The organism is Bacillus sp. FSL K6-0073, from assembly GCF_038006085.1.
Classification (GTDB): Bacteria; Bacillota; Bacilli; order Bacillales; family Bacillaceae_G; genus Bacillus_A; species Bacillus_A cereus.
The window spans coordinates 3,570,918-3,591,344 of record NZ_JBBOUN010000001.1 but is presented as its reverse complement, the minus strand read 5'-3'; the positions used below and the strand labels follow the sequence as shown (position 1 = coordinate 3,591,344).

The window sequence follows — 20,427 nt, the reverse complement described above, 5'->3', positions numbered from 1 at the left end:
GATTATAAAAAAATCCTGCTTGTTTTTGCTTTCTAGTAGGAAAAACTAGAAGAACAATGGTACAATAATACATCGTGAGAGGAGGGGTAAAAATGAAAGATTATCATGATGATCCACGCTTTCGAATAGCCCATAGAGAAGCGTTAATTGGTCTTGGACTTGCTATTATTAATTTTATAATTTGGTACGGATTTGCTTATGGGCTTGGTAGTAAAAATCCGAATGAATATACATATGTATTAGGTTTTCCCGCATGGTTTTTTTATAGCTGTATCGTTGGATTTATCGTTATGGTTATTTTACTTAGTTTAGTTGTTCGTTTTGTATTTCAAGATATTTCACTCGATGAGGAAGAAAAAAGTGAGGAATAATAGATGAATTGGTATGTAATCATTCCAATGATAATTTCGTTTATCGTTGTATTTTTAATTGGTGTATATGCTTCAAGACGCGTGCAAGCAACTGCTCATAATAAATTTTTGCAAGAATATTTTCTTGGTGGGCGTGAGCTAGGCGGTTTATTATTAGCGATGACAATGATTGCTACGTACGGTAGTGCAAGTAGCTTTATTGGTGGCCCTGGTATTGCTTACAATATGGGTCTTGGATGGGTACTGTTATCTGCGATTCAAGTTGTAACAGGGTATATCGTTTTAACGGTTATCGGTAAAAAGTTTGCAATTATCGCTAGGAAGATGGAAGCAATTACTCTTATCGATTATTTAAAAGGGAGATACAATAATAAAGCAGTTGTTATACTTTCTGCGTTATGTATTATTATCTTTTTATTTTCAGCGACAGTAGCCCAGTGGGTCGGTGGTGGACGATTAATCGAGTCACTAACGGGGCTATCGTATACAACAGCACTATTTTTATTTACTTTTTCTGTACTTGTGTACGTATTAATTGGTGGATTTCGTGCAGTTGCTCTATCAGATACATTATTAGGAATCATTATGTTAGTTGGAACAACAATCATTTTAATTGCTACTGTCATTGCTGGTGGTGGAATTGAAAAGATTATGCAGGAACTTGTTCAAATTAATCCAAAGTTAATTACACCATTCGGAGCAGATGGCAGTTTAACGAAATCATATGTTACATCATTTTGGATTTTAATTGGAATTGGCGTTGTCGGTTTACCGCAAATTAGCGTGCGTGCCATGTCTTATAAAAATTCAAAAGCGATGCATCAAGCGTTAATAATTGGGACGATTGTTGTGGGTACAATTATGATTGGTATGCATTTAACGGGTGTATTTGCAAGAGTAGTACTTCCAGGTATAACGGTACCAGATAAAGTAATGCCGCTACTTGCGATGGAAGTGTTGCCACCTTGGTTAGCTGGAGTTTTCTTAGCTGCACCGATGGCAGCGATTATGTCTACAGTAAATTCTTTATTATTACTTGTAAGCTCGTCAATTATTAAAGATATATACGTAAATTACATAAATAAAGATGCAGCAGACAGTACGATAAAAAAAGGAAGTTTGTGGATTACTGGTATTGTAGGACTACTCGTTTATGCAGCGGCAATTAAACCACCAGATTTTTTAATATGGCTAAATTTATTTTCTTTCGGTGGATTAGAAGCTGCATTCATTTGGCCAATCGTATTAGGGTTATATTGGAGGAAAGGAAATGCTACAGGAGCGCTTGCGTCTATTTTAGTTGGGGTAGGCTCATATATGTGTATTCATCTTTTCTATCCAAATCCGTTCGGTATACATACAGTTGTCTTCCCGATTTGTTTTGCGTTTATCGCTTACATCATTGGAAGTATGAGTGCTGTAAAAAAAACAGTATAGGTTAGCTGAAGAACGTAGTCCTTATAAGACTGCGTTTTTTTGTGTGAATTTGTTCATTTTTTATTCTGTATATCCACGGTTATTCATAAATTAATAACAACTGAGGGGATGGAGTTGAGGTCGATGAAAAAAGTATTATTTTTAGGAGACCCAGGAATTGATGACTCTTTAGCAATTATGTATGGATTGTTGCATCCTGATATTGATATTGTTGGTGTAGTTACAGGATATGGAAATGTAACGCAAGAAAAGGCGACAAGTAATGCGGCATATTTATTACAGTTAGCAGGTAGGGAAGATATACCTGTTATTAATGGTGCGAAAATCCCTTTATCTGGAGATATTACAACGTATTATCCAGAAATTCATGGGGCGGAAGGTTTAGGACCAATTCGACCACCGAAAAATCTTTCTCCAAATATAAAGCCTTTTTGTGAGTTTTTTGACATTCTTGAAAAATATAAAGGAGAATTAATAATAGTCGATGCTGGTAGATCAACAACATTAGCGACAGCATTTATTTTAGAAAAGCCAATGATGAAGTATGTGAAAGAATATTATATAATGGGGGGTGCTTTCTTAATGCCAGGCAATGTTACACCAGTCGCAGAGGCGAATTTTCATGGTGATCCGATTGCGTCGCAATTAGTTATGCAAAATGCCAAGAATGTGACACTGGTGCCGCTCAATGTTACATCTGAAGCTATTATTACGCCAGAAATGGTAAAGTATATTACGAAACATTCTAAAACAAGTTTTAATAAATTAATTGAACCGATTTTTACGTATTATTATAAAGCTTATAGAAAATTAAATCCGAAAATAAAAGGAAGTCCAGTACATGACGTCGTTACAATGATGGTTGCCGCAAATCCTTCAATATTGGATTATGTGTATCGCCGTGTCGATGTAGATACAGTGGGAATAGCAAAAGGAGAAAGTATTGCAGATTTCCGTCCTCAACCTGATGCAAAAGCATTAAAAAATTGGATGCGAATTGGTTGGTCATTACATTATAAAAAATTCCTTGAGGATTTTGTGAAAATCATGACGTAGACATAATAGGAGTATACAAGTTAAAATAATGGAGATGGTTATTTAAATAACCATCTCCATTATTTTGTTTTTTAAAGATAGAGAGAAGAGTTACACAATAGGAGAGGAATTTTACTTGAAAAAAACTATAGTATGCGCAGTGGTTGTGGGTATTTTCGTTTTGCTAATATCGGGTAACTTTTTAGTGAAAAAAGTGTGGAGTTCAAATAATGATGATGCACAGTATATTGCATCTTTTATTGAAGAACACAAAGATGAAAAAAATAGTGCGCTTCTAGTAAAGAGAAATGATAAAGTTGTCTATTCTGTAAACCCAAATGTTGTATTGCCAGTTGCTAGTACGATGAAATTAATTGTGGCGCTTGAATATACGAAACAAGTTACTGAAGGGAAAATTGATTCGTCTAGTTTCGTATCGATTAATGATGTGAATCGCTATTATGTACCGAATACAGATGGTGGTGCACAAGATAGATGGCAAAGGTATTTGGAGAAGACGGGCAAGATAACTGAAGGAGCGGTTTCTTTAGAAGAGGTGGCAAAAGGAATGGTTAAGTTTAGTTCGAATGCAAATGCTGAATACTTAATGGAATTGTTAGGATTAGATAACATCAATCGAAATTTACAAAGTTTATCACTTCCTGCACATCAACCACTATTTCCAATCGTTTCATCTTTGTATATCCCGGGATATTTGCATAAAGAATTACATGTTCCAAAATATAAAATAGAGAAAAAGTTAAAAGAAATGTCTCAAGAGCAATATCGTGAATATGCGATGGTTATTCATGAACGCTTAAAGAAGAAGGGACCATTATTACAGAAGGAAATTCCGCTTTATTTAGAGGAACGTTACGACAAAATTTGGTCAGATAGATTACCAGCAGCTTCTGCAAATGATTATATGGTATTACTTCAAAAGGCAAACCATAAAGGTGGCTTGACAGAGGCTGAAGAAAAAGTGTGGGCAAATATCGTTGAAACAGACATGAGTGCCAAGAAATACCGTAAAACATTCAGACATGCTGGGCAAAAGAATGGTTACACACCATGGACGGTTACAAAAGCAGTTTACGCTATGGATAAACGTGGAAACTGTACGGAGATTGTGTTTTTGGCGAATAATTTAAATGAAGACGATAGTGCAGAAATACGGAAACATTTAGCAAACTTACATTTCCAAGTGTTGCAAAGTGATAAGTATGATGCGACTTTTATTAAATAAACTCGGTGCAGAGAGCACCGAGTTTATTTTTATGTACAAGCACTTTTTTTCTATCTCTGGGTATGATGGGTAGTAATACTTAGGTGAGAGGGGAAAAGGTGATGAAACAGAGTAAAGAAGAGTTTATAAAGAGTGAAGGCGCTGATTTCCCTGGAAAAACATATGTGGATTGTGTATTACAGCATGTATTTGATTTTCAACGAAATTATTTATTGAAAGATATGTTTCAAGTGCATAAAGCACATATTGCGATGCTAACGGAAGAAAATTTAATGAAAAAGGAAGAAGCTAAAGTTATATTACACGCATTAAAAAAGGTAGAGGGAATTCCAGAAGAGCAATTGCTCTATACAGAGCAGCATGAAGATCTCTTTTTTTTAGTCGAACATTTAATTTCTCAAGAAGCGAAATGCGATTTTGTAAGTAATATGCATATTGGTAGAAGTAGAAATGATATGGGTGTAACGATGTATCGCATGAGTTTAAGGCGATATGTATTACGATTAATGGAACATCATTTGTTATTGCAAGAAAGTGTACTACAACTTGCTGCTGATTATAAGGAAACAATCATGCCAGCTTATACACATACACAACCGGCACAGCCAACAACATTTGGTCATTATACGTTAGCAATCTATGATACGATGCAAAGAGATTTAGAAAGAATGAAAAAAACGTACCAGCTTTTAAATCAGTCTCCAATGGGGGCGGCTGCACTCTCTACAACAAGTTTCCCGATTAAACGAGAACGAGTTGCTCATCTACTTGGATTTACAAATGTAATTGAGAACTCATATGATGCTGTTGCCGGAGCGGATTATTTATTAGAAGTTAGTTCGCTACTTATGGTAATGATGACGAATACGAGTAGATGGATTCATGACTTTTTGTTGTTAGCAACGAAAGAATATGACGGTATTACTGTTGCAAAGCCATATGTACAAATCAGTAGTATTATGCCGCAAAAACGAAATCCGGTTTCAATTGAACACGCTCGTGCGATTACGAGTAGTGCTTTAGGAGAAGCATTTACAGTATTTCAAATGATTCATAATACACCATTTGGTGATATTGTCGATACGGAAGATGACTTGCAGCCATATTTATATAAAGGGATTGAAAAGGCAATTCGTGTTTTTTGTATGATGAATGCAGTGATCCGAACGATGAAAGTAGAAGAAGAAACGTTAAAAAGTCGTTCCTATAAACATGCAATAACGATAACGGATTTCGCCGATGTTTTAACAAAAAATTATGAAATTCCATTTCGGCATGCTCATCATGCAGCAAGTGTTATTGCAAATATGTCATTGGGGCAGAAAAAGGAGCTACATGAATTACATTTCAAAGATGTAAATATATACTTGCAAGAACATTTTAAAATAAATTTATTAGAAAAAGAGTGGAAAGAAATCATATCGCCAGAAGCTTTTATTCAAAAAAGAAATGTATACGGTGGACCGAGTAAAAAAGAAATGAATCGTATGATTCAAAATCGAAAAGAGTCATTTCGAAAAGAAGAAGATGTATTTGAAAAGGAAAAACAGAGGATTTTACAAACTGAAAATGATTTAAATATATTAGTTTCTAATATTATAGAATTGTAAAAGAAGGATTTAATGAATTAATCGCCAATACTTAATTAAAATATAAATAGAGAGAAGAGATTGTCGATGATTCAATTACATGTATATGAAGAGATTTTTCATTTTAAAGAAGATGTTACACCATTTCTAGAAAAGAATGAGCAGGAAAACAATCTCATATTAGGTGTATTACAAATGGTCCAAGAACCGATATTTATGGGGATAGCGAAACAAGGAGAAGAAATTGCGGTTGTATTTCTACAAACAGAAGAGAAGAAACAAATCATTGTTGCAACTTCTGAAATTTCGGGAGTAGCTATTGAGGAACTTGCAAAAGAGTTAACGAAAGTATACCCGGATATTCCTGGATTGATCGGTAATAAGAAAATTGTACAGAAATTAGCGGAAGAGATTGCGGTATTAGAAAATAAGAAAACGAATATTACAATGGAACAAGGTGTGTATGAGCTCAACAGAGTAAAGAAGAAGTGTAATGCGGATGGACTTTTCCGGGCGGTAAATAATGATGAATTACCATTAATAGAACAGTGGATATATCAATTTTGTGAAGACGTAAAGCTTCCTACTACGAAAGAAGAAGCAAAACAAACTGCGCATACATTAATAACTACAAATCGACTGTTTGGTTTGGAAGTGGATGGGAAACTCGTTTCTGTAGCTGCAAAAACGAGACCAACTAAAAATAATATAACAGTTAATTTCGTATATACGCTGAAAGAAGCAAGGAAAAAGGGATACGCATCTAAGTGTGTAGCGGCACTTAGTCAACGTATGTTAGATGAAGGGTACAAGACGACTACGTTATATACTGATTTAGCGAATCCGACATCGAATAAAATTTATCAAGAAATTGGTTATGAGCAAATTACGGAGTCTATGCTTATATTTTTAGAGAAGTAGAACAAAAAGGCGTGTTGAAATAGCACGCCTTTTTGTTATTCATCAATTCTAATAACCTCGCCTTGAGGAAAGTCCTCAGTTTCTAGTAAGTTACGAATAGCTTTCGCAACATATTCAGGTGATAATAGTTTTCCTTCTTCTTTTAATGCAATGAAGCGGTCCAAATTTATGAAATCTTCTTTATTTGTTTCACGAATTTGTGATTGCATATTTGTATCAACAACGCCAGGTGCAAAAGCGACGATTTTTACTGGATATTCTTTTTCCACTTCTTCAGTTGCTACGCACTGTGTAAACATATTTACACCAGCTTTCGTTGTACAATAAGCGCCCCATCCGAAATAAGGATTTTTTCCTGCACCAGATGAAATGTTAATAACGCGTTTATCTACTTTCCAGTCTTTCGTATGTTTCATAAACGTAGATGTAAGAATCATAGGAGCAAGTAAATTAATGTGAACGTTCGTAATGAATTGTTCGCTTTCTGCTTTTTCAATTGGCTTCATAGGAGCAACTGTACCCGCATTATTAATTAAATGAATAGAAGATACACTGTCTTCTTGAATAGATGAAATGATTTTGTTAAAGTTCGTTTCTAAATTATGTACATCTTGAAGATCTAAGGAGTGGAAAACACAATTGCTATTATATTGCTCTGCAAGTTTAGTAAGCTCTTTATTTTCTCTTCTAGAAATAGAGATGACAGTTGTATTTTCTTCTAATAATTGCGTAGCGATTGCCTCACCTAAACCTTGTGAAGTTCCTGTTATGATAACGTAGCGCATAGTTTTATAAACTCCTCTCATATGTGCGGAATTTTGTTGGACAACGTACATCACATAGGTTGTCTACATTTTATAGTATAGAGCACTTTTTACTATAAATGAAATGAGATGATTGTGTGCCTTTTATAAATCGTTTTACGACAACGGTACCTGGTGCCGTCACGTTTACTGGGAATACGCTGGGACTTAGCCCTACATCACCTGCACCAGGTAATATTTTTGGTACACTTGCTGTGTTTACGACAGTAAATACAGCATTGCAAGTACCAGGATTCCCAGCAGGGACAACAGATGAATGGCAATTGAATTCTTCAAGTGCAATTTTAAATCTTCCAGCGGGAAGCAGTGTGTTATATGCAGAATTAGTTTGGGCTGGTACTTTCCGGACTGATACGGAAGATGTTTTACCATTTTTAAATGATAACATTACATTTACAACGCCAGCAGGGACGTTTTCTGTTACGTCAGATCCTGCTACCGCGCAGCAAGGTTCAGTAGGAAATCAGTTTTATTATGCTCGCTCTGCCAATGTAACGAATCTTGTTAGTGCAGGTGGGGCAGGCACATATACAACGGGTGCTGTGCCTGCTGCCAGAACTTCAGCCGACCCGACAATCAGTCGTTCAGCTGGATGGACGCTTGAGGTTGTGTATCAAAATGCAAGTTTACCACTTCGAAATTTGTCAGTATATGCAGGCCAAGAAATTATTGATGCTTCATCACCACCAGTTGATGCTACTATTTCAGGATTTGCTACGCCGGCAACAGGAGCTGTTACAGGAAGAGTACTCGTAACTGCTCAAGAAGGCGATTCTAACATTGTTGGAGATCAACTTCGCTTTGGACCGAATGCAAATGCTACAGTTGCATTATTCGGACCGAGAAACCCTGCGAATAATTTCTTCCAGTCTCAAATTTGTAATGACATTGGAGAGTTAGATACAACCGGGACATTTGGAAATTTGAATCAGCCGTTAGGGATAGCTTTAGCGATCCGAAGACAAGGGTGGGATATTACGAATGTAAATGCCTCTGCATCATTAGTAAATAATCAAACGTCAGCAACTGTTCGCTTCGTTACAAATGGAGATGGATACGCTGCAGCTGGTTTTGGTGTTCAAATTGATGCAACAGGTCCAATTATTAATCCTGTTAAATCAGTTAATAGAACAGTCGCAGGGGTAGGGGATACTCTCACTTATACGATTACGGTCCCAAATACAGGAACAGGAAGTGCAGAAAACGTTGTATTACGTGATAGTATTCCGAACGGAACGACGTTTGTTGCAGGTAGTGTTACGGTAGAGGGAGTAACACAGCCGAATGCAAACCCAGCTAATGGAATTAATTTAGGTACAATCCCAAATAACACGCAAAGAATTGTTACATTTCAAGTTCGAATAACATCATTCCCGAATCCCAATCCTATTTTAAATCGTGCAATGGTGTCATATCAATTCCGTCCTTTCGTTGGTAGTCCTCCTATTACAAGTACGTCTTCTTCAAACACAGTACAAACGACAGTGAATCAAGCAACCATAAGTATGCAGAAATCTGTAGATTTACAGACGGCAACGCTTAATGATGTATTAACGTACACAGTTAATGTCACAAATAATGGAAACGTCACTGCGAACAATGTTATTTTTGTTGATAGTATCCCTGCTGGAACAACATTTGTCGCAAATAGCGTTACAGTAAATGGAGTAGCGCGTCCAGGAGCGAATCCAGCAAGTAGTATTAATCTAGGAAGTATTAATGCTTTGCAAACGACTGTAGTGCGCTTTCAAGTTCGAGTAACATCGAACCCTCTTGTCAATCCAATTCCAAACCGTGCAAGTGCAACATTTACCTTTACTCCAGTGCCTGGTCAACAACCAGTTTCAGGGCAAGCGACAAGTAATACTGTAGTTACGACAATTAATATAGCTGATATAACAATGAGAAAAACAGTGGATAAAGCTTTTGCAACGGTTAACGACGTTCTTACGTACACGGTAACAATTCAAAATACAGGAAATGTACTTGCAACGAACGTTATTTTTCAAGACCCAATCCCAATTGGAACGACTTTTATCGCAAATAGTGTGACTGTGGACGGGGTTTCACAACCTGGGGCAAATCCAGCGAGTGGGTTTACGGTAGCTAATATATCTCCTGGCGGAAGTAGGACTGTTACATTTCAAGTACGAGTAACATCTACGCCGTCAGGAGGTACGATTCCGAATCGCGGAAATGTGTCTGCTAATTTTGTCGTTATTCCAAATCAGCCACCGATAACAATTAATAGACTAACGAATACAGTTGTGACACAAGTTAATACAGGTGGTTTGAATGTAATAAAAGAAGTGAATACAATGCAAGCAGCAGTAGGGGATACTTTAACATACACAATTGCCGTCCAAAATACAGGGAACGTTCCGTTAACAAATGTATTTTTCCAAGACCCTATTTCTTCTGCTGTTTCATTTGTTGCAAATTCTGTAACAATTAATGGAGTACAGCAAAGTGGACTAAATCCGAATACAGGATTTTCTCTTCCGAATATTCCTGCGGCTCAAACAGTTGTAGTCACATTTGACGTGTTAATTGTACAGGATCCAGAAAATGAAGATATTTTAAATCAAGCGAATGTAACAGCAAGCTTTCAAGTGAATCCGAGTGAACCACCAGTGACAATTAATGTTCCGAGTAATGTTGTGAATACGACAGTACAATCAGGAAACTTTGAAGTTGTGAAATCAGTGAATACAGATGTTGCGACGGTAGGAGATGTTTTAGTATATACAATCGAAGTTATAAATGCAGGTAGTGTACCAGCTACAAATGTATTTTTTCAAGATTCAATTCCACAAGGGACATTATTTATTGAAAATAGTGTATTGGTTAATGGTGTTTTACAAGAGGGGGCAGATCCAGGACTTGGATTCCCATTAAATGATTTGCCTACTGGCGCCAGTGTTATTGTTACGTTTGAAGTATTAATTGATGAAATTCCCCAAGGAAATAATGTCGTAAATAATGCGAATGTAACTGGAGATTTCCTTGTAAATCCAACAGAGCCACCGATTACTGTAACAGTACCAAGTAATACTGTTATGACGGTCGTGAATTCTTCAGGGTTAAATGTAATGAAAAGTGTAAGTGCTACTGAAGCCGGTGTAGGAGATACGTTAACGTATACAGTCCGTATACAAAATAGTGGAACGGTGGCAGCGACAAATGTATCATTCCTTGATCCGATTCCAGTTGGAACCACTTTTGTAGCGAATAGTGTAACAATAAACGGGACACCTCAACCAGGTTTAAACCCGACAACTGGATTTCCACTTGCTAATATTCCAGTAGGAGGTATGGTGACGGTCACTTTTCAAGTGACAATCACGAGTATACCACCAAATAGAGTTCTTCCGAATAATGCGAATGTCACTGCTGATTTCCAAGTAAGTCCTCTCCAGCCACCAATTACAATTGTAACGATTAGTAATATTGTCGTGACGCGAGTGAATGTAGGATCACTTAATGTAATGAAGAGTGTAAATACACCACAAGCCGGTGTAGGAGATACGTTAACGTATACGATTCTTATTCAAAATACAGGAACTGTTCCTGCAACGAATATTGTTTTTCAAGATCCAATTCCGTCTGGTACTGCCTTTGTAGCAAATAGTGTGACGATAAATGGAGTCGTTCAGCAAGGTGCGGATCCTATGGTAGGTTTCCCAGTACCAAATATTCCGGTCGGGCAAACATCTACGATTACGTTTCAAGTTACAGTGACGAGTATTCCGAGCGGTGGAAATATAAGAAACCAATCGAACGTTACTGCAAGTTTTCTTATAAATCCAGCAAACCCTCCAATAACGACTGTTACAAATAGTAATTTTGTAGTGACGCAAGTAAACACAGCACAGTTAAATATACAAAAATCTTCATCTGTACAACAAGCAGCACTTGGAGAAACTTACACGTATTCTGTTGTCATTCGAAATAACGGTACAGTAACAGCAACGAATGTCTCTTTCCTTGATCCAATTGCTTTAGAAACAACATTTGTAGCAAATAGTGTAACGATAAATGGAACGCCTCAACCTGGATTTGATCCAAATATTGGTTTCCCGCTTCCTAATATTGCAGCTGGAACATCATTGACAGTAACGTTCCAAGTTACGGTAGTTGCACCGTCTACACGTGGAGCAGTATTAAATACAGCATCTGCTACAGCCACTTTCTTATTGAATCCTTTACAACCACCTGTAACAACAACGAATTCAAGTAATACAACGGTAGTTACAATACCGTTACCTCCTCCTGGTGAAGTAACAGCAACAAAAACAGTTGATGTTGCAACTGGGGCTGTCGGGGATGTATTAACGTATACAGTGCTAATAACGAATGTAGGAATTATCCCTGTTACAGATGTACTCTTCCAAGATGTCATTCCAGAAGGGACGACGTTTGTTGACAATAGTGTAACGATAGGTGGAGTGCAGCAACCAGGATTAAATCCAGAAATAGGATTTACAGTTACTCCATTATTAATCGCTGGTGGAAGTATTGAGGTCACATTCCAAGTGACGATTACAGAAATTCCAGATAATGAAGTCATATTAAATGATGCAGATGTTACATTTACTTCACAACCAAATCCGCAGGAACCACCGATTACGGAAACGATATTAACAAATTTAGTCGTTACGACAATTAATATAGCGTTTATTTTTCCATTGAAACTAGTAGATAAAGAAGTAGCGACGGTAGGAGAAATATTAACGTATGATGTATTGATTTTTAATTTCGGAACAGTGCCAGCGACGAATGTTCAATTTATCGATACTACTTCCGCGGGTGTAGCATTTGTACCAGGAAGTGTGAGCATAAACGGGGTACCAGCACCAGGATTAGATCCTTTCATTGGTTTTACAGTTCCAGATATACCTGTCGATGATTTTGTACTTGTCACATATCAGGAAGTGGTTACAAGCATACCAGAAGGTGGAACGATTGTTAATTTTGTAGACGTTACAGCTACATTTGCTGTAAGTGAAACAGAACCGCCTATTACGGAAACAACGACAAGTAATACGACATTAACAGAAATCAATGAATCTGGTTTGAATGTTTTAAAATCAGTAAGTCAGCCGGTTGTTGCAGTAGGCGATACAATCACATATACAACAGTAGTTCAAAATACAGGAACAGTGATAGCGACAAATGTTCAATATAGTGATGTATTACCTTCCTCTATAGCATTCGTGCCGAACAGTGTAATGATAGACGGTGTGTTACAACCTGGATTCAATCCGAATAATGGATTCCCGCTTCCAGATATAAATCCAGGTGAAAGTGTAGAAGTCACATTCCAAGTAACTGTTGTTAGTGTGCCGACAAACGGAACAATTGCCAATACGGCAAATGTAACGGGAAGTTTTGTATTAGTACCAGGAGAACCACCAGTTATAGTAAACCAATCGAGCAATACAACACTTACAACTGTAAATAGAGGGCAATTTAATGTTATTAAACAAGTAAATAGGGTTGCTACTCTCGTTGGAGATATATTAACGTATACGGTCCAAATAACGAATACAGGAACAGTAACAGCTAACAATGTTCAGTTTATTGATACGATTTCAACAGGTGCGTCATTTGTATCAAATAGTGTAACGATAAATGGAGCCCCGCAACCAAACTTAAATCCGATTACTGGATTTGGAGTTGGAGATATACCGGTAGGTGAAACAGTTATAGTGACGTTTCAAGCGACAGTTACAAACATCCCGTCATCAGGAACAATTACGAACGTTGCAAATATAACAGGAAGCTTTACTTTAGTGCCAGGAGAGCCACCGGTTGTAGTAACAGAGCTGAGTAATACGACGATAACTAGAGTGAATAGAGGACGATTCAGCGTTATAAAATCTGTAAATAAAGAAGCGACACGATTAGGAGATACGTTAACGTATAGTGTGCAAGTTACAAATACGGGAACGGTAACAGCAACGAATGTTCAGTTTATCGATGTTCCATCACCTAGTTTAGAATTCGTTCCTGGAAGTGTACAAATAAATGGGATTCCGCAAGTAGGTTTAGATCCATTTGTAGGCTTTGTATTGCCTAATCTTGCAGTAGGGGATAGCGTATTAATTACATTTGAAGTAAATGTAATCGCAGTTCCGCCTTCTAGTAGCATTATGAATACAGCAAGAGTAACGGGTGATTTTGAATTAATTCCAGGAGAACCTCCGTTTACAATTACGAATTCAAGTAATACGACAGTCACACCAGTAAATAGAGGCAGTTTAGATATGCAAAAAGAAGTAGATCATTCAATTGTTGGAGTAGGAGAAACAGTAAAGTATACGGTTCGAATATTAAATACTGGTACTGCTGATGCGATGAATATTCAATTTATTGATGTCCTATCTCCGGAAGCTGTTTTTGTACCAAATAGTGTAACTGTAAATGGAGTAGCTCGTCCGGGAGTAAATCCGCAGGTTGGATTTACGATTGTAGACATTCCAGTCGGTGAGACGGCGATTGTAACATATGAAGCTACGATTACGAGCTTTCCAGATGGTGGTACAGTAGTGAACGTTGCTGGGGCGTTAGCAGAATATATTTTAGTACCAGGGGAGCCGCCAGTTACAGTGATGGATACGAGCAATACAGTTATAGTGACGGTAAATACTGCAATCTTATTTGTTGCAAAAGGAGCAAACTTTGAAGTAGCAATGATAGGGGATGTTGTCACTTACGGAATCGCTGTTATAAATGATAGTACAGTCCCTGTGACCAACATTGTGTTAACAGATATCATTGATCCGAATACGCTATTTATAAATGGCACGGTAACGGTAAATGATGTACCTTTTCCATTCGCTAACCCGAATACTGGTATTCCGTTAGGTGATTTTCAGCCAAATGACGCAGCAATTATTAATTTCCAAGTTGTAATAACAGGAGGACAAATAAATAATTTAGTTACAAATACTGCTATAGCAAATGGGCTCGCAACTGTAAATCCGAATGAGCCGCCAGTAGTAGTTGAAGGTGATAGCAATACAGTTGTTATCCCGTTTATTCCTCAAAATGTCTCAACGACAGTCGTAAAAACGGCAAATTTACAGGCAGCAACAATTGGCGATGTTATTACGTTTACGACAGTTATTACAAATACGGGGGATACAGCAATACAAAATATTCGTTTTCAAGATATGTTAGATAGTAGTGTTCAATTTGTCCTTGGAACTGTAACGATTGATAATACGCTAGTGCCAAATGTAAACCCAGTATCAGGTTTTATTATAGGAAATTTAAATCCAGGTGAAGCACGGACAGTTTCGTTCCAAGTAGTAGTGCAGAGCGCGCCAAATGGTTCAGGAAATTATATAAATCAAGCGAGTATTCGTTTCGAACATCAAGTAGGCACAGTATTGCCACCTGTTACACAAATGGTAGAAAGTAACATAGTTGTCATTCCATTTGTTCCAACGATAGAACAAATTTGTGAAACGAATCTTAATTGCTTAGGGAAAATTCCTTTTCAATGTTCTCCGTGTAATCATTTGCAAATAAATAAAAAATCAATACAGAAAGAGCATCCGGAAAAAAGGATGCTCTTTCTGTATTGATCATGTAGATTCTTTTTCGGGTGAGGTGAAAAATTCGTCGATTTTGTCGGAGAGTAGTAATGGAATGGCTCCTTTTATAACAGAAATGTCCCAGTCCCACCATGCGAGATTCTCTAGTTTGTCAATCGTTTCTTGTGGGAAACGATATCGAACAAATTTTGCAGGATTACCAGCCACAATTGCATATGGAGGGACGTCTTTTGTAACAATACTTTTTGCACCAATAATGGCACCGTTACCAATTGTAACACCAGATAAAATGCAGGATTGATAACCAATCCATACATCATTGCCGACTACGATATCACCTTTTGAAGAAGGGTGACCAGTAATATGTGCTCCTTCATCAAAAAGTGCATTAAATGGATAAGTTGTTATCCAGTCTGCGCGATGTTCACCGCCAAGTATGAAAACGACTTCTTCTGCTAATGAACAAAACTTACCTATTTTTAATTTTGTTTCATCGTTCCAAGAAAAAATGGTTGGCCCTACTTTACTATAAGTATAATCACCAATATCATATTTATTATATTCAGGTTTTTGATTTAAATATAACATGCTTCTTCAGCCTCCTTTCTCAATTAAGTGATACGTATGGAATATTATATGCAAGATGTAGTAATGTGAACTGTATTAATAGGTGAAATGAACAAAAGGGAGTGGGATGTATGCGATACGAAATGGGTTTATATAATAAACCGTTTCAGTCAATTCAATCAGGAAAAAAAGTATATGAAGTACGCCTATACGATAAAAAACGTCAACTAATAAACAAAGGTGATGAAATCGTATTTACGAATCTTACGACAAAAGAAATGATGACGGTAAAAGTAACGGAAATAAAGCGATACGAGAGCTTTAAAGCTATGTATGAACAAATCGATAAAAAATTATTGGATTGTGAAAATGATAATTTAGAGGAAATGTTAGAAAGTACATACAAAATATATACGAAAGAACAAGAAAAAGAGTGGGGAACAGTTGCGATTTGTATTGAGGTAATAAAATGATAAGAAATCGCGGGGCGGCTATCATTGTACAGGAAGGAAAAATCGCTCTTATAAAACGTATTCGAGAAGAGGAAACATATTATGTTTTTCCAGGCGGAGGGATTGAGGAAGGTGAAACGCCTGAAGAAGCAATGAAAAGAGAGGTATACGAAGAATTAGGGGTACATATAAAAGTGGAGCACCTTATTGCAAAGGTAAAATATAAAGGAAATGAATATTATTATGCTGCCTATATTACAGGCGGAGTGTTCGGAAGCGGAACAGCTGAGGAATTTCAGTGGGAAGATAGAGGAAGTTATATTCCGTTATGGCTACCGATAAACGAGTTGGAAAAAGTGAATATAAAACCTTATGAAGTGGTCGAAAATATATTTAGTCATTATAAAATATAACGTCTGACAACATACAAAAAAAACCATTGACATAGGCTTCTGATTTAAGTATTGTATTCGAGTATGTTTATAATCAGGAGGTTTATATGAGCAATCAAACTACTACACATCATGTGAAAATGACAACAGCGGATCCATCTGGAATTGGTCTATTTGGATTAGCGATGGTAACACTTGTAGCATCATCTCAAAAGTTAGGCTTAACAGATGGCGTTTCACTTGTATTACCATGGGCAATCTTTTTAGGAGGATTCGCACAAATCTTTGCTTGCATTCACGATGCAAAGCATAACAATACATTCGGTACGACAGCATTTGGTGCGTACGGCCTATTTTGGTTAGGTGTTGGAATGACTTGGTTAATTCAACTTGGAGTATTTGGCGAAAAATTAGCACAAGCTGCAGATTCAAAACAGCTTGGTGTAGCCTTTATCGGATATTTGATTTTCACAATCTTTATGACGATTGGTGCAATGGAAACACATAAAGTATTATTTATGATCTTCGTCCTTATTGATTTCTTATTTATTGGTCTTTCATTAAGTACTTTAGGTGTTATGCCGCACGCAATGCATAATTTAGCAGCATATTCTGAACTTCTTATTTCATTATTATCTTTCTACGGTTCAGCAGCAGCAGTGTTAAACACACACTTCGGAAAAGTTGTTTTACCAGTTGGAAAGCCGTTTGGTATTTTTAAAAAGTAATAAAAAAGCACAGATGATTGTATAGTCATCTGTGCTTTTTTATTTATTCCGCTCTTTGTGGGCTGTCTGAAAAAGCTTGATTGGTGAGGACTCATTAAACTTTCACTTTATCCCGCTATTTGCCGGGCAGTAAGACCCCCGCCTCAAAATTCAGCGGAAACAAAGAAGTTAGGTGGGGGATGAATACCCCGCTGATTAAAGTTTCACTTTATTTGAAATAAGTAATGTGAAATGTAAATAAAAGTAGAAAAAATCAATTGAAATTGATTATCATTATTAATATAATGAGAATGAGAATCATTTATTGTTAGAGGGGGATGCCAAAGTGGCAAAAATTTTAATAGCTTATGCAAGTATGTCAGGAAATACAGAGAGTATTGCTGATTTAATTAAAGTTAGTTTAGATGCTTTTGATCATGAAGTAGTATTGCAAGAAATGGAAGGCATGGATGCTGAAGAATTATTAGCTTATGATGGAATCATTTTAGGATCTTATACGTGGGGCGATGGTGAATTACCATTTGAAGCGGAAGATTTTCATGATGACTTAGAAAATATAGATTTAGCTGGGAAAAAGGTAGCGGTATTCGGATCGGGTGATACGGCGTATGAACTGTTTTGTGAAGCGGTAACGATATTTGAAGAACGTCTTGTGGAACGCGGTGCAGAGCTTGTACAAGAAGGGCTGAAAATTGAATTAGCTCCAGAAGATGAAGAGGATGTTGAAAAATGCAGTAATTTTGCAATTGCATTTGCTGAGAAGTTCTAAGAATGGGAGTGTCAACGTGGAGACAATGTTAAGTGCAACTGCTATTACAAAGTTAAGAGATGGAAAACTGTTGTTAGCTACTACATATAATGGCTTATTTGTTGAACAAGACGGAGAATGGAAACGAATTTTAAATGGTTTTCAAAAACGAATTAGGGATTTACATAGCGAAGATAATGTAGTTTATGGTGTAGGTGACGAAGGGATTTTTATTCGTAGTATGAATGGTGGAGAGAACTGGACAATTCAGCGTTTTCCAACAAAAGCAACGAGTTGGAATGTATGTAGCAATGTACAAGGAACTGTTGTTGCTCATGGAGAAAAAATGCTGTATCTTTCTAATAATTTCGGTTCGACATGGGAAACTATTCATCCGTTTCTTGAGTATGGCAGTGCGGCACCGTCTATTCGATCGTTATTTTTATATAAACATTACTTATTTATTGGTACGAAAATACATGCTAAATATGGTGGTGTTTGGCTCTTTGATTTGAAGACACGTAAATTAAAGAGCATTAAAATTGCGATGAATCAAATGATCTCCGCGTTGACTTTACACAATTCTTATTTAGTAGCGGCAAGTGGATCGTGCAAGGGAGTTAGCGGGAATATTTCTTATTGTAAAATAGATGAAAGTATTGCAAGTGAAAAAATATATTGGCACACATGTCAAAGTGAGCAGAAAGCAAGTAGTTATTTAGACTTAAGTGTAGATCAACATGTTTTATATACAACTTCAACGCAAAATAAGGCGGGTATTAGTAGTGTGTGCCGTGTGCTTCTTGAAGAAGGTATTGTTACAGTATGTGATTCAGTTAAAGGGCACGGATGGCGCATTGTTAATCAAAAAGATGGTTATGTAGTAGCCGGATCAGGTGAATTAAAAGCAATGCAGTGGGAACAAAAAATAATTTAAGAAAAAAACTTTACTTTTATTATATTGATATGATATAGTATATTTAAACCATTTTACTTTTAATAATATAGAGATTTAAATGAGCTGTAACTTCCGAGGAGGATAGCAATGTTAAATCTCCTCAGGGGTTGCAGTTTTTTAATATCTGGCTTATTATTGTAAGGTGGTTGAAAATGAATATGTACATATAGGTACATTGTAGGAGGATTTTTTTCATGCAAAACGGTAAAGTAAAATGGTTTAACTCAGAAAAAGGTTTCGGTTTCATCGAAGTTGAAGGCGGAGAAGACGTATTCGTTCATTTCTCAGCTATCCAAGGCGAAGGCTTCAAAACTTTAGAAGAAGGTCAAGAAGTTACTTTCGAAGTAGAACAAGGTAACCGTGGACCTCAAGCTACTAACGTAAACAAGAAGTAATTTTTGAAAAAAGAAGGGCTCGCCCTTCTTTTTTTTGCATTTTTATAGATGTCCTCCTACTTACATATCATAACGAGACTGAATTTTCATTTATTTATTCGGAGTATTTTTGTATAAAGTACATGAATAAATAAATACTGAAAATAAAGTGTTTGTGTGAAAAGGAATTTAGAAAGAGGTAAATAAATTGAAAAACGCTACACATTTTATTGTGTTTGATATTGAGAGGAATTTCAGACCGTATAAATCAGAAGATCCGTCAGAAATAGTTGATATCGGAGCTGTAAAAATAGAAATAGGTACGATGAAGATAATTGAAGAATTTTCGGAGTTAGTAAAACCAAGTGCACGATTAACTCGTCATACAACAAAATTAACCGGTATTACGAAAAAAGATTTAATGGGTGTAGAAAAATTCCCTCGAATTATAGAGAAATTTATTCAGTTCATCGGCGAAGGTTCTATATTTGTTTCATGGGGAAAAGAAGATTATCGCTTTCTATCTCATGATTGTACATTATATGGTGTTGAATGCCCAAGTATAGAAAAAGAAAATAGAATTGATTTGCAAAAATTTGTTTTCCAAGCATATGAGGAATTGTTTGAACATACGCCAAGTTTACAATTTGCGGTAGAACAGCTCGCTTTAACGTGGGAAGGAAAACAGCACCGTGCTTTAGCAGATGCTGAAAATACAGCAAATATACTTCTTAAAGTGTATAGCGAGAGAGATATTAATAAGCGATACAAAAGACATGGTGAACTTGAACTTGTAAAAAACGGAAAACTAACAGAAAAAGCGAAAAAAAAGATGCGAAAATGGGTGTTTAAAGAACTAAAGAAAAATACAGAACGCCCATTTGAATGGAGTACATTTGAAAGTAGTGACACGTGGGAAAGTATAACGGAAAGATATTATATAAGTGAAAATACAGTAGAACTCCTGAAAAAACATTTTCGTACAGCAGTGAGAAAAGCGGAACGGCAGATTAGGTATTTGGCTGAGATGGAGGAGAATACAGAGGTTAAATGAATTTCTCCTCCATCTCTAACTACATACATGTAATAACAGCGTATTGATATTAAATAGGCATCAACTTGTTGTTGTGATGGTGCATTATAATTGCTTTGGGAGTGTTAAGACGTAATAAGAGTTTTAAACCGTATTAATAAAATAAAAATATATATAAAGAAAAGAG

Annotated in this window: 16 protein-coding genes; 14 read left to right on the top strand and 2 right to left on the bottom strand. The window is 36.5% G+C overall.

The features are described 5' to 3' along the window. Positions 1-92: 92 nt before the first annotated feature. The 6 genes from MHB52_RS18505 (at position 93) to MHB52_RS18480 (ending at position 6,599) form a co-directional block, all read left to right on the top strand. Positions 93-371 (top strand): YhdT family protein, encoded by a 279-nt coding sequence (locus MHB52_RS18505; RefSeq protein ID WP_000656239.1) that lies wholly within the window; start codon positions 93-95, stop codon positions 369-371. 3 nt (positions 372-374) lie between these two features. Then, a complete protein-coding gene (gene panF, locus MHB52_RS18500; RefSeq protein WP_001104815.1) occupies positions 375-1,808 on the top strand; it encodes a sodium/pantothenate symporter in 1,434 nt (477 codons plus the stop codon). 108 nt (positions 1,809-1,916) lie between these two features. Continuing rightward, positions 1,917-2,864: a nucleoside hydrolase gene (locus MHB52_RS18495; RefSeq protein WP_103572790.1), complete on the top strand. Its 948-nt coding sequence runs from the start codon at positions 1,917-1,919 to the stop codon at positions 2,862-2,864. Positions 2,865-2,979: 115 nt separating this feature from the next. Further along, complete coding sequence (locus MHB52_RS18490; protein WP_000751377.1) at positions 2,980-4,089, top strand: serine hydrolase; 1,110 nt, start codon at positions 2,980-2,982, stop codon at positions 4,087-4,089. Positions 4,090-4,190: 101 nt separating this feature from the next. Next, the gene (gene argH / locus MHB52_RS18485; protein ID WP_061663841.1) at positions 4,191-5,699 is read left to right on the top strand and encodes an argininosuccinate lyase; all 1,509 of its coding nucleotides are present in this window, start codon (positions 4,191-4,193) and stop codon (positions 5,697-5,699) included. A 66-nt stretch (positions 5,700-5,765) separates the two neighbouring features. After that, entirely contained in the window at positions 5,766-6,599 is an 834-nt protein-coding gene (locus MHB52_RS18480) for a GNAT family N-acetyltransferase (protein ID WP_000615378.1), read from the top strand. Between the two features lie 35 nt (positions 6,600-6,634). Here the strand turns inward: MHB52_RS18480 and MHB52_RS18475 are convergent, their stop codons facing one another. After that, complete coding sequence (locus MHB52_RS18475) at positions 6,635-7,384, bottom strand: (S)-benzoin forming benzil reductase (RefSeq protein ID WP_001271046.1); 750 nt, start codon at positions 7,382-7,384, stop codon at positions 6,635-6,637. A gap of 116 nt (positions 7,385-7,500) precedes the next feature. Here MHB52_RS18475 and MHB52_RS18470 point away from each other — a divergent pair, with 116 nt between their 5' ends. Next, complete coding sequence (locus MHB52_RS18470) at positions 7,501-15,018, top strand: DUF7507 domain-containing protein (RefSeq protein ID WP_061663840.1); 7,518 nt, start codon at positions 7,501-7,503, stop codon at positions 15,016-15,018. Here MHB52_RS18470 and MHB52_RS18465 read toward each other — a convergent pair whose 3' ends face one another. Then, positions 15,019-15,576: a CatB-related O-acetyltransferase gene (locus MHB52_RS18465; protein WP_000966300.1), complete on the bottom strand. Its 558-nt coding sequence runs from the start codon at positions 15,574-15,576 to the stop codon at positions 15,019-15,021. 110 nt (positions 15,577-15,686) lie between these two features. Between MHB52_RS18465 and MHB52_RS18460 the strand changes: the two genes are divergently transcribed. The 7 genes from MHB52_RS18460 to MHB52_RS18430 all read left to right on the top strand — a co-directional run bounded on the left by MHB52_RS18460 (position 15,687) and on the right by MHB52_RS18430 (position 20,261). After that, entirely contained in the window at positions 15,687-16,028 is a 342-nt protein-coding gene (locus MHB52_RS18460) for an ASCH domain-containing protein (RefSeq protein WP_061663839.1), read from the top strand. Next, complete coding sequence (locus MHB52_RS18455; protein ID WP_000620826.1) at positions 16,025-16,420, top strand: NUDIX hydrolase; 396 nt, start codon at positions 16,025-16,027, stop codon at positions 16,418-16,420. The genes MHB52_RS18460 and MHB52_RS18455 overlap by 4 nt, the downstream gene beginning before the upstream one ends. A gap of 86 nt (positions 16,421-16,506) precedes the next feature. Continuing rightward, positions 16,507-17,127 (top strand): acetate uptake transporter, encoded by a 621-nt coding sequence (locus tag MHB52_RS18450; protein ID WP_000070938.1) that lies wholly within the window; start codon positions 16,507-16,509, stop codon positions 17,125-17,127. Positions 17,128-17,452: 325 nt separating this feature from the next. Further along, positions 17,453-17,896, top strand: coding sequence for a flavodoxin (locus MHB52_RS18445; protein ID WP_001062752.1), 444 nt, complete (start codon positions 17,453-17,455; stop codon positions 17,894-17,896). A gap of 16 nt (positions 17,897-17,912) precedes the next feature. Beyond that, positions 17,913-18,812 (top strand): WD40/YVTN/BNR-like repeat-containing protein, encoded by a 900-nt coding sequence (locus MHB52_RS18440; RefSeq protein WP_061663838.1) that lies wholly within the window; start codon positions 17,913-17,915, stop codon positions 18,810-18,812. Positions 18,813-19,027: 215 nt separating this feature from the next. Further along, entirely contained in the window at positions 19,028-19,228 is a 201-nt protein-coding gene (cspB, locus tag MHB52_RS18435; protein WP_001179150.1) for a cold shock-like protein CspB, read from the top strand. A gap of 187 nt (positions 19,229-19,415) precedes the next feature. Then, the gene (locus MHB52_RS18430; protein ID WP_000786421.1) at positions 19,416-20,261 is read left to right on the top strand and encodes an exonuclease; all 846 of its coding nucleotides are present in this window, start codon (positions 19,416-19,418) and stop codon (positions 20,259-20,261) included. The last annotated feature ends 166 nt before the right edge of the window (positions 20,262-20,427 follow it).

Excerpts from the sequence above, each read along its gene's own strand:
- MHB52_RS18475 (WP_001271046.1), bottom strand. The coding sequence starts at position 7,384 with ATGCGCTACGTTATCATAACAGGAACTTCACAAGGTTTAGGTGAGGCA.
- MHB52_RS18505 (WP_000656239.1), top strand. The coding sequence starts at position 93 with ATGAAAGATTATCATGATGATCCACGCTTTCGAATAGCCCATAGAGAA.
- panF (WP_001104815.1), top strand. The coding sequence starts at position 375 with ATGAATTGGTATGTAATCATTCCAATGATAATTTCGTTTATCGTTGTA.
- MHB52_RS18480 (WP_000615378.1), top strand. The coding sequence starts at position 5,766 with ATGATTCAATTACATGTATATGAAGAGATTTTTCATTTTAAAGAAGAT.
- MHB52_RS18495 (WP_103572790.1), top strand. The coding sequence starts at position 1,917 with ATGGAGTTGAGGTCGATGAAAAAAGTATTATTTTTAGGAGACCCAGGA.
- MHB52_RS18450 (WP_000070938.1), top strand. The coding sequence starts at position 16,507 with ATGAGCAATCAAACTACTACACATCATGTGAAAATGACAACAGCGGAT.
- argH (WP_061663841.1), top strand. The coding sequence starts at position 4,191 with ATGAAACAGAGTAAAGAAGAGTTTATAAAGAGTGAAGGCGCTGATTTC.
- MHB52_RS18465 (WP_000966300.1), bottom strand. The coding sequence starts at position 15,576 with ATGTTATATTTAAATCAAAAACCTGAATATAATAAATATGATATTGGT.
- MHB52_RS18455 (WP_000620826.1), top strand. The coding sequence starts at position 16,025 with ATGATAAGAAATCGCGGGGCGGCTATCATTGTACAGGAAGGAAAAATC.
- MHB52_RS18460 (WP_061663839.1), top strand. The coding sequence starts at position 15,687 with ATGCGATACGAAATGGGTTTATATAATAAACCGTTTCAGTCAATTCAA.
- cspB (WP_001179150.1), top strand. The coding sequence starts at position 19,028 with ATGCAAAACGGTAAAGTAAAATGGTTTAACTCAGAAAAAGGTTTCGGT.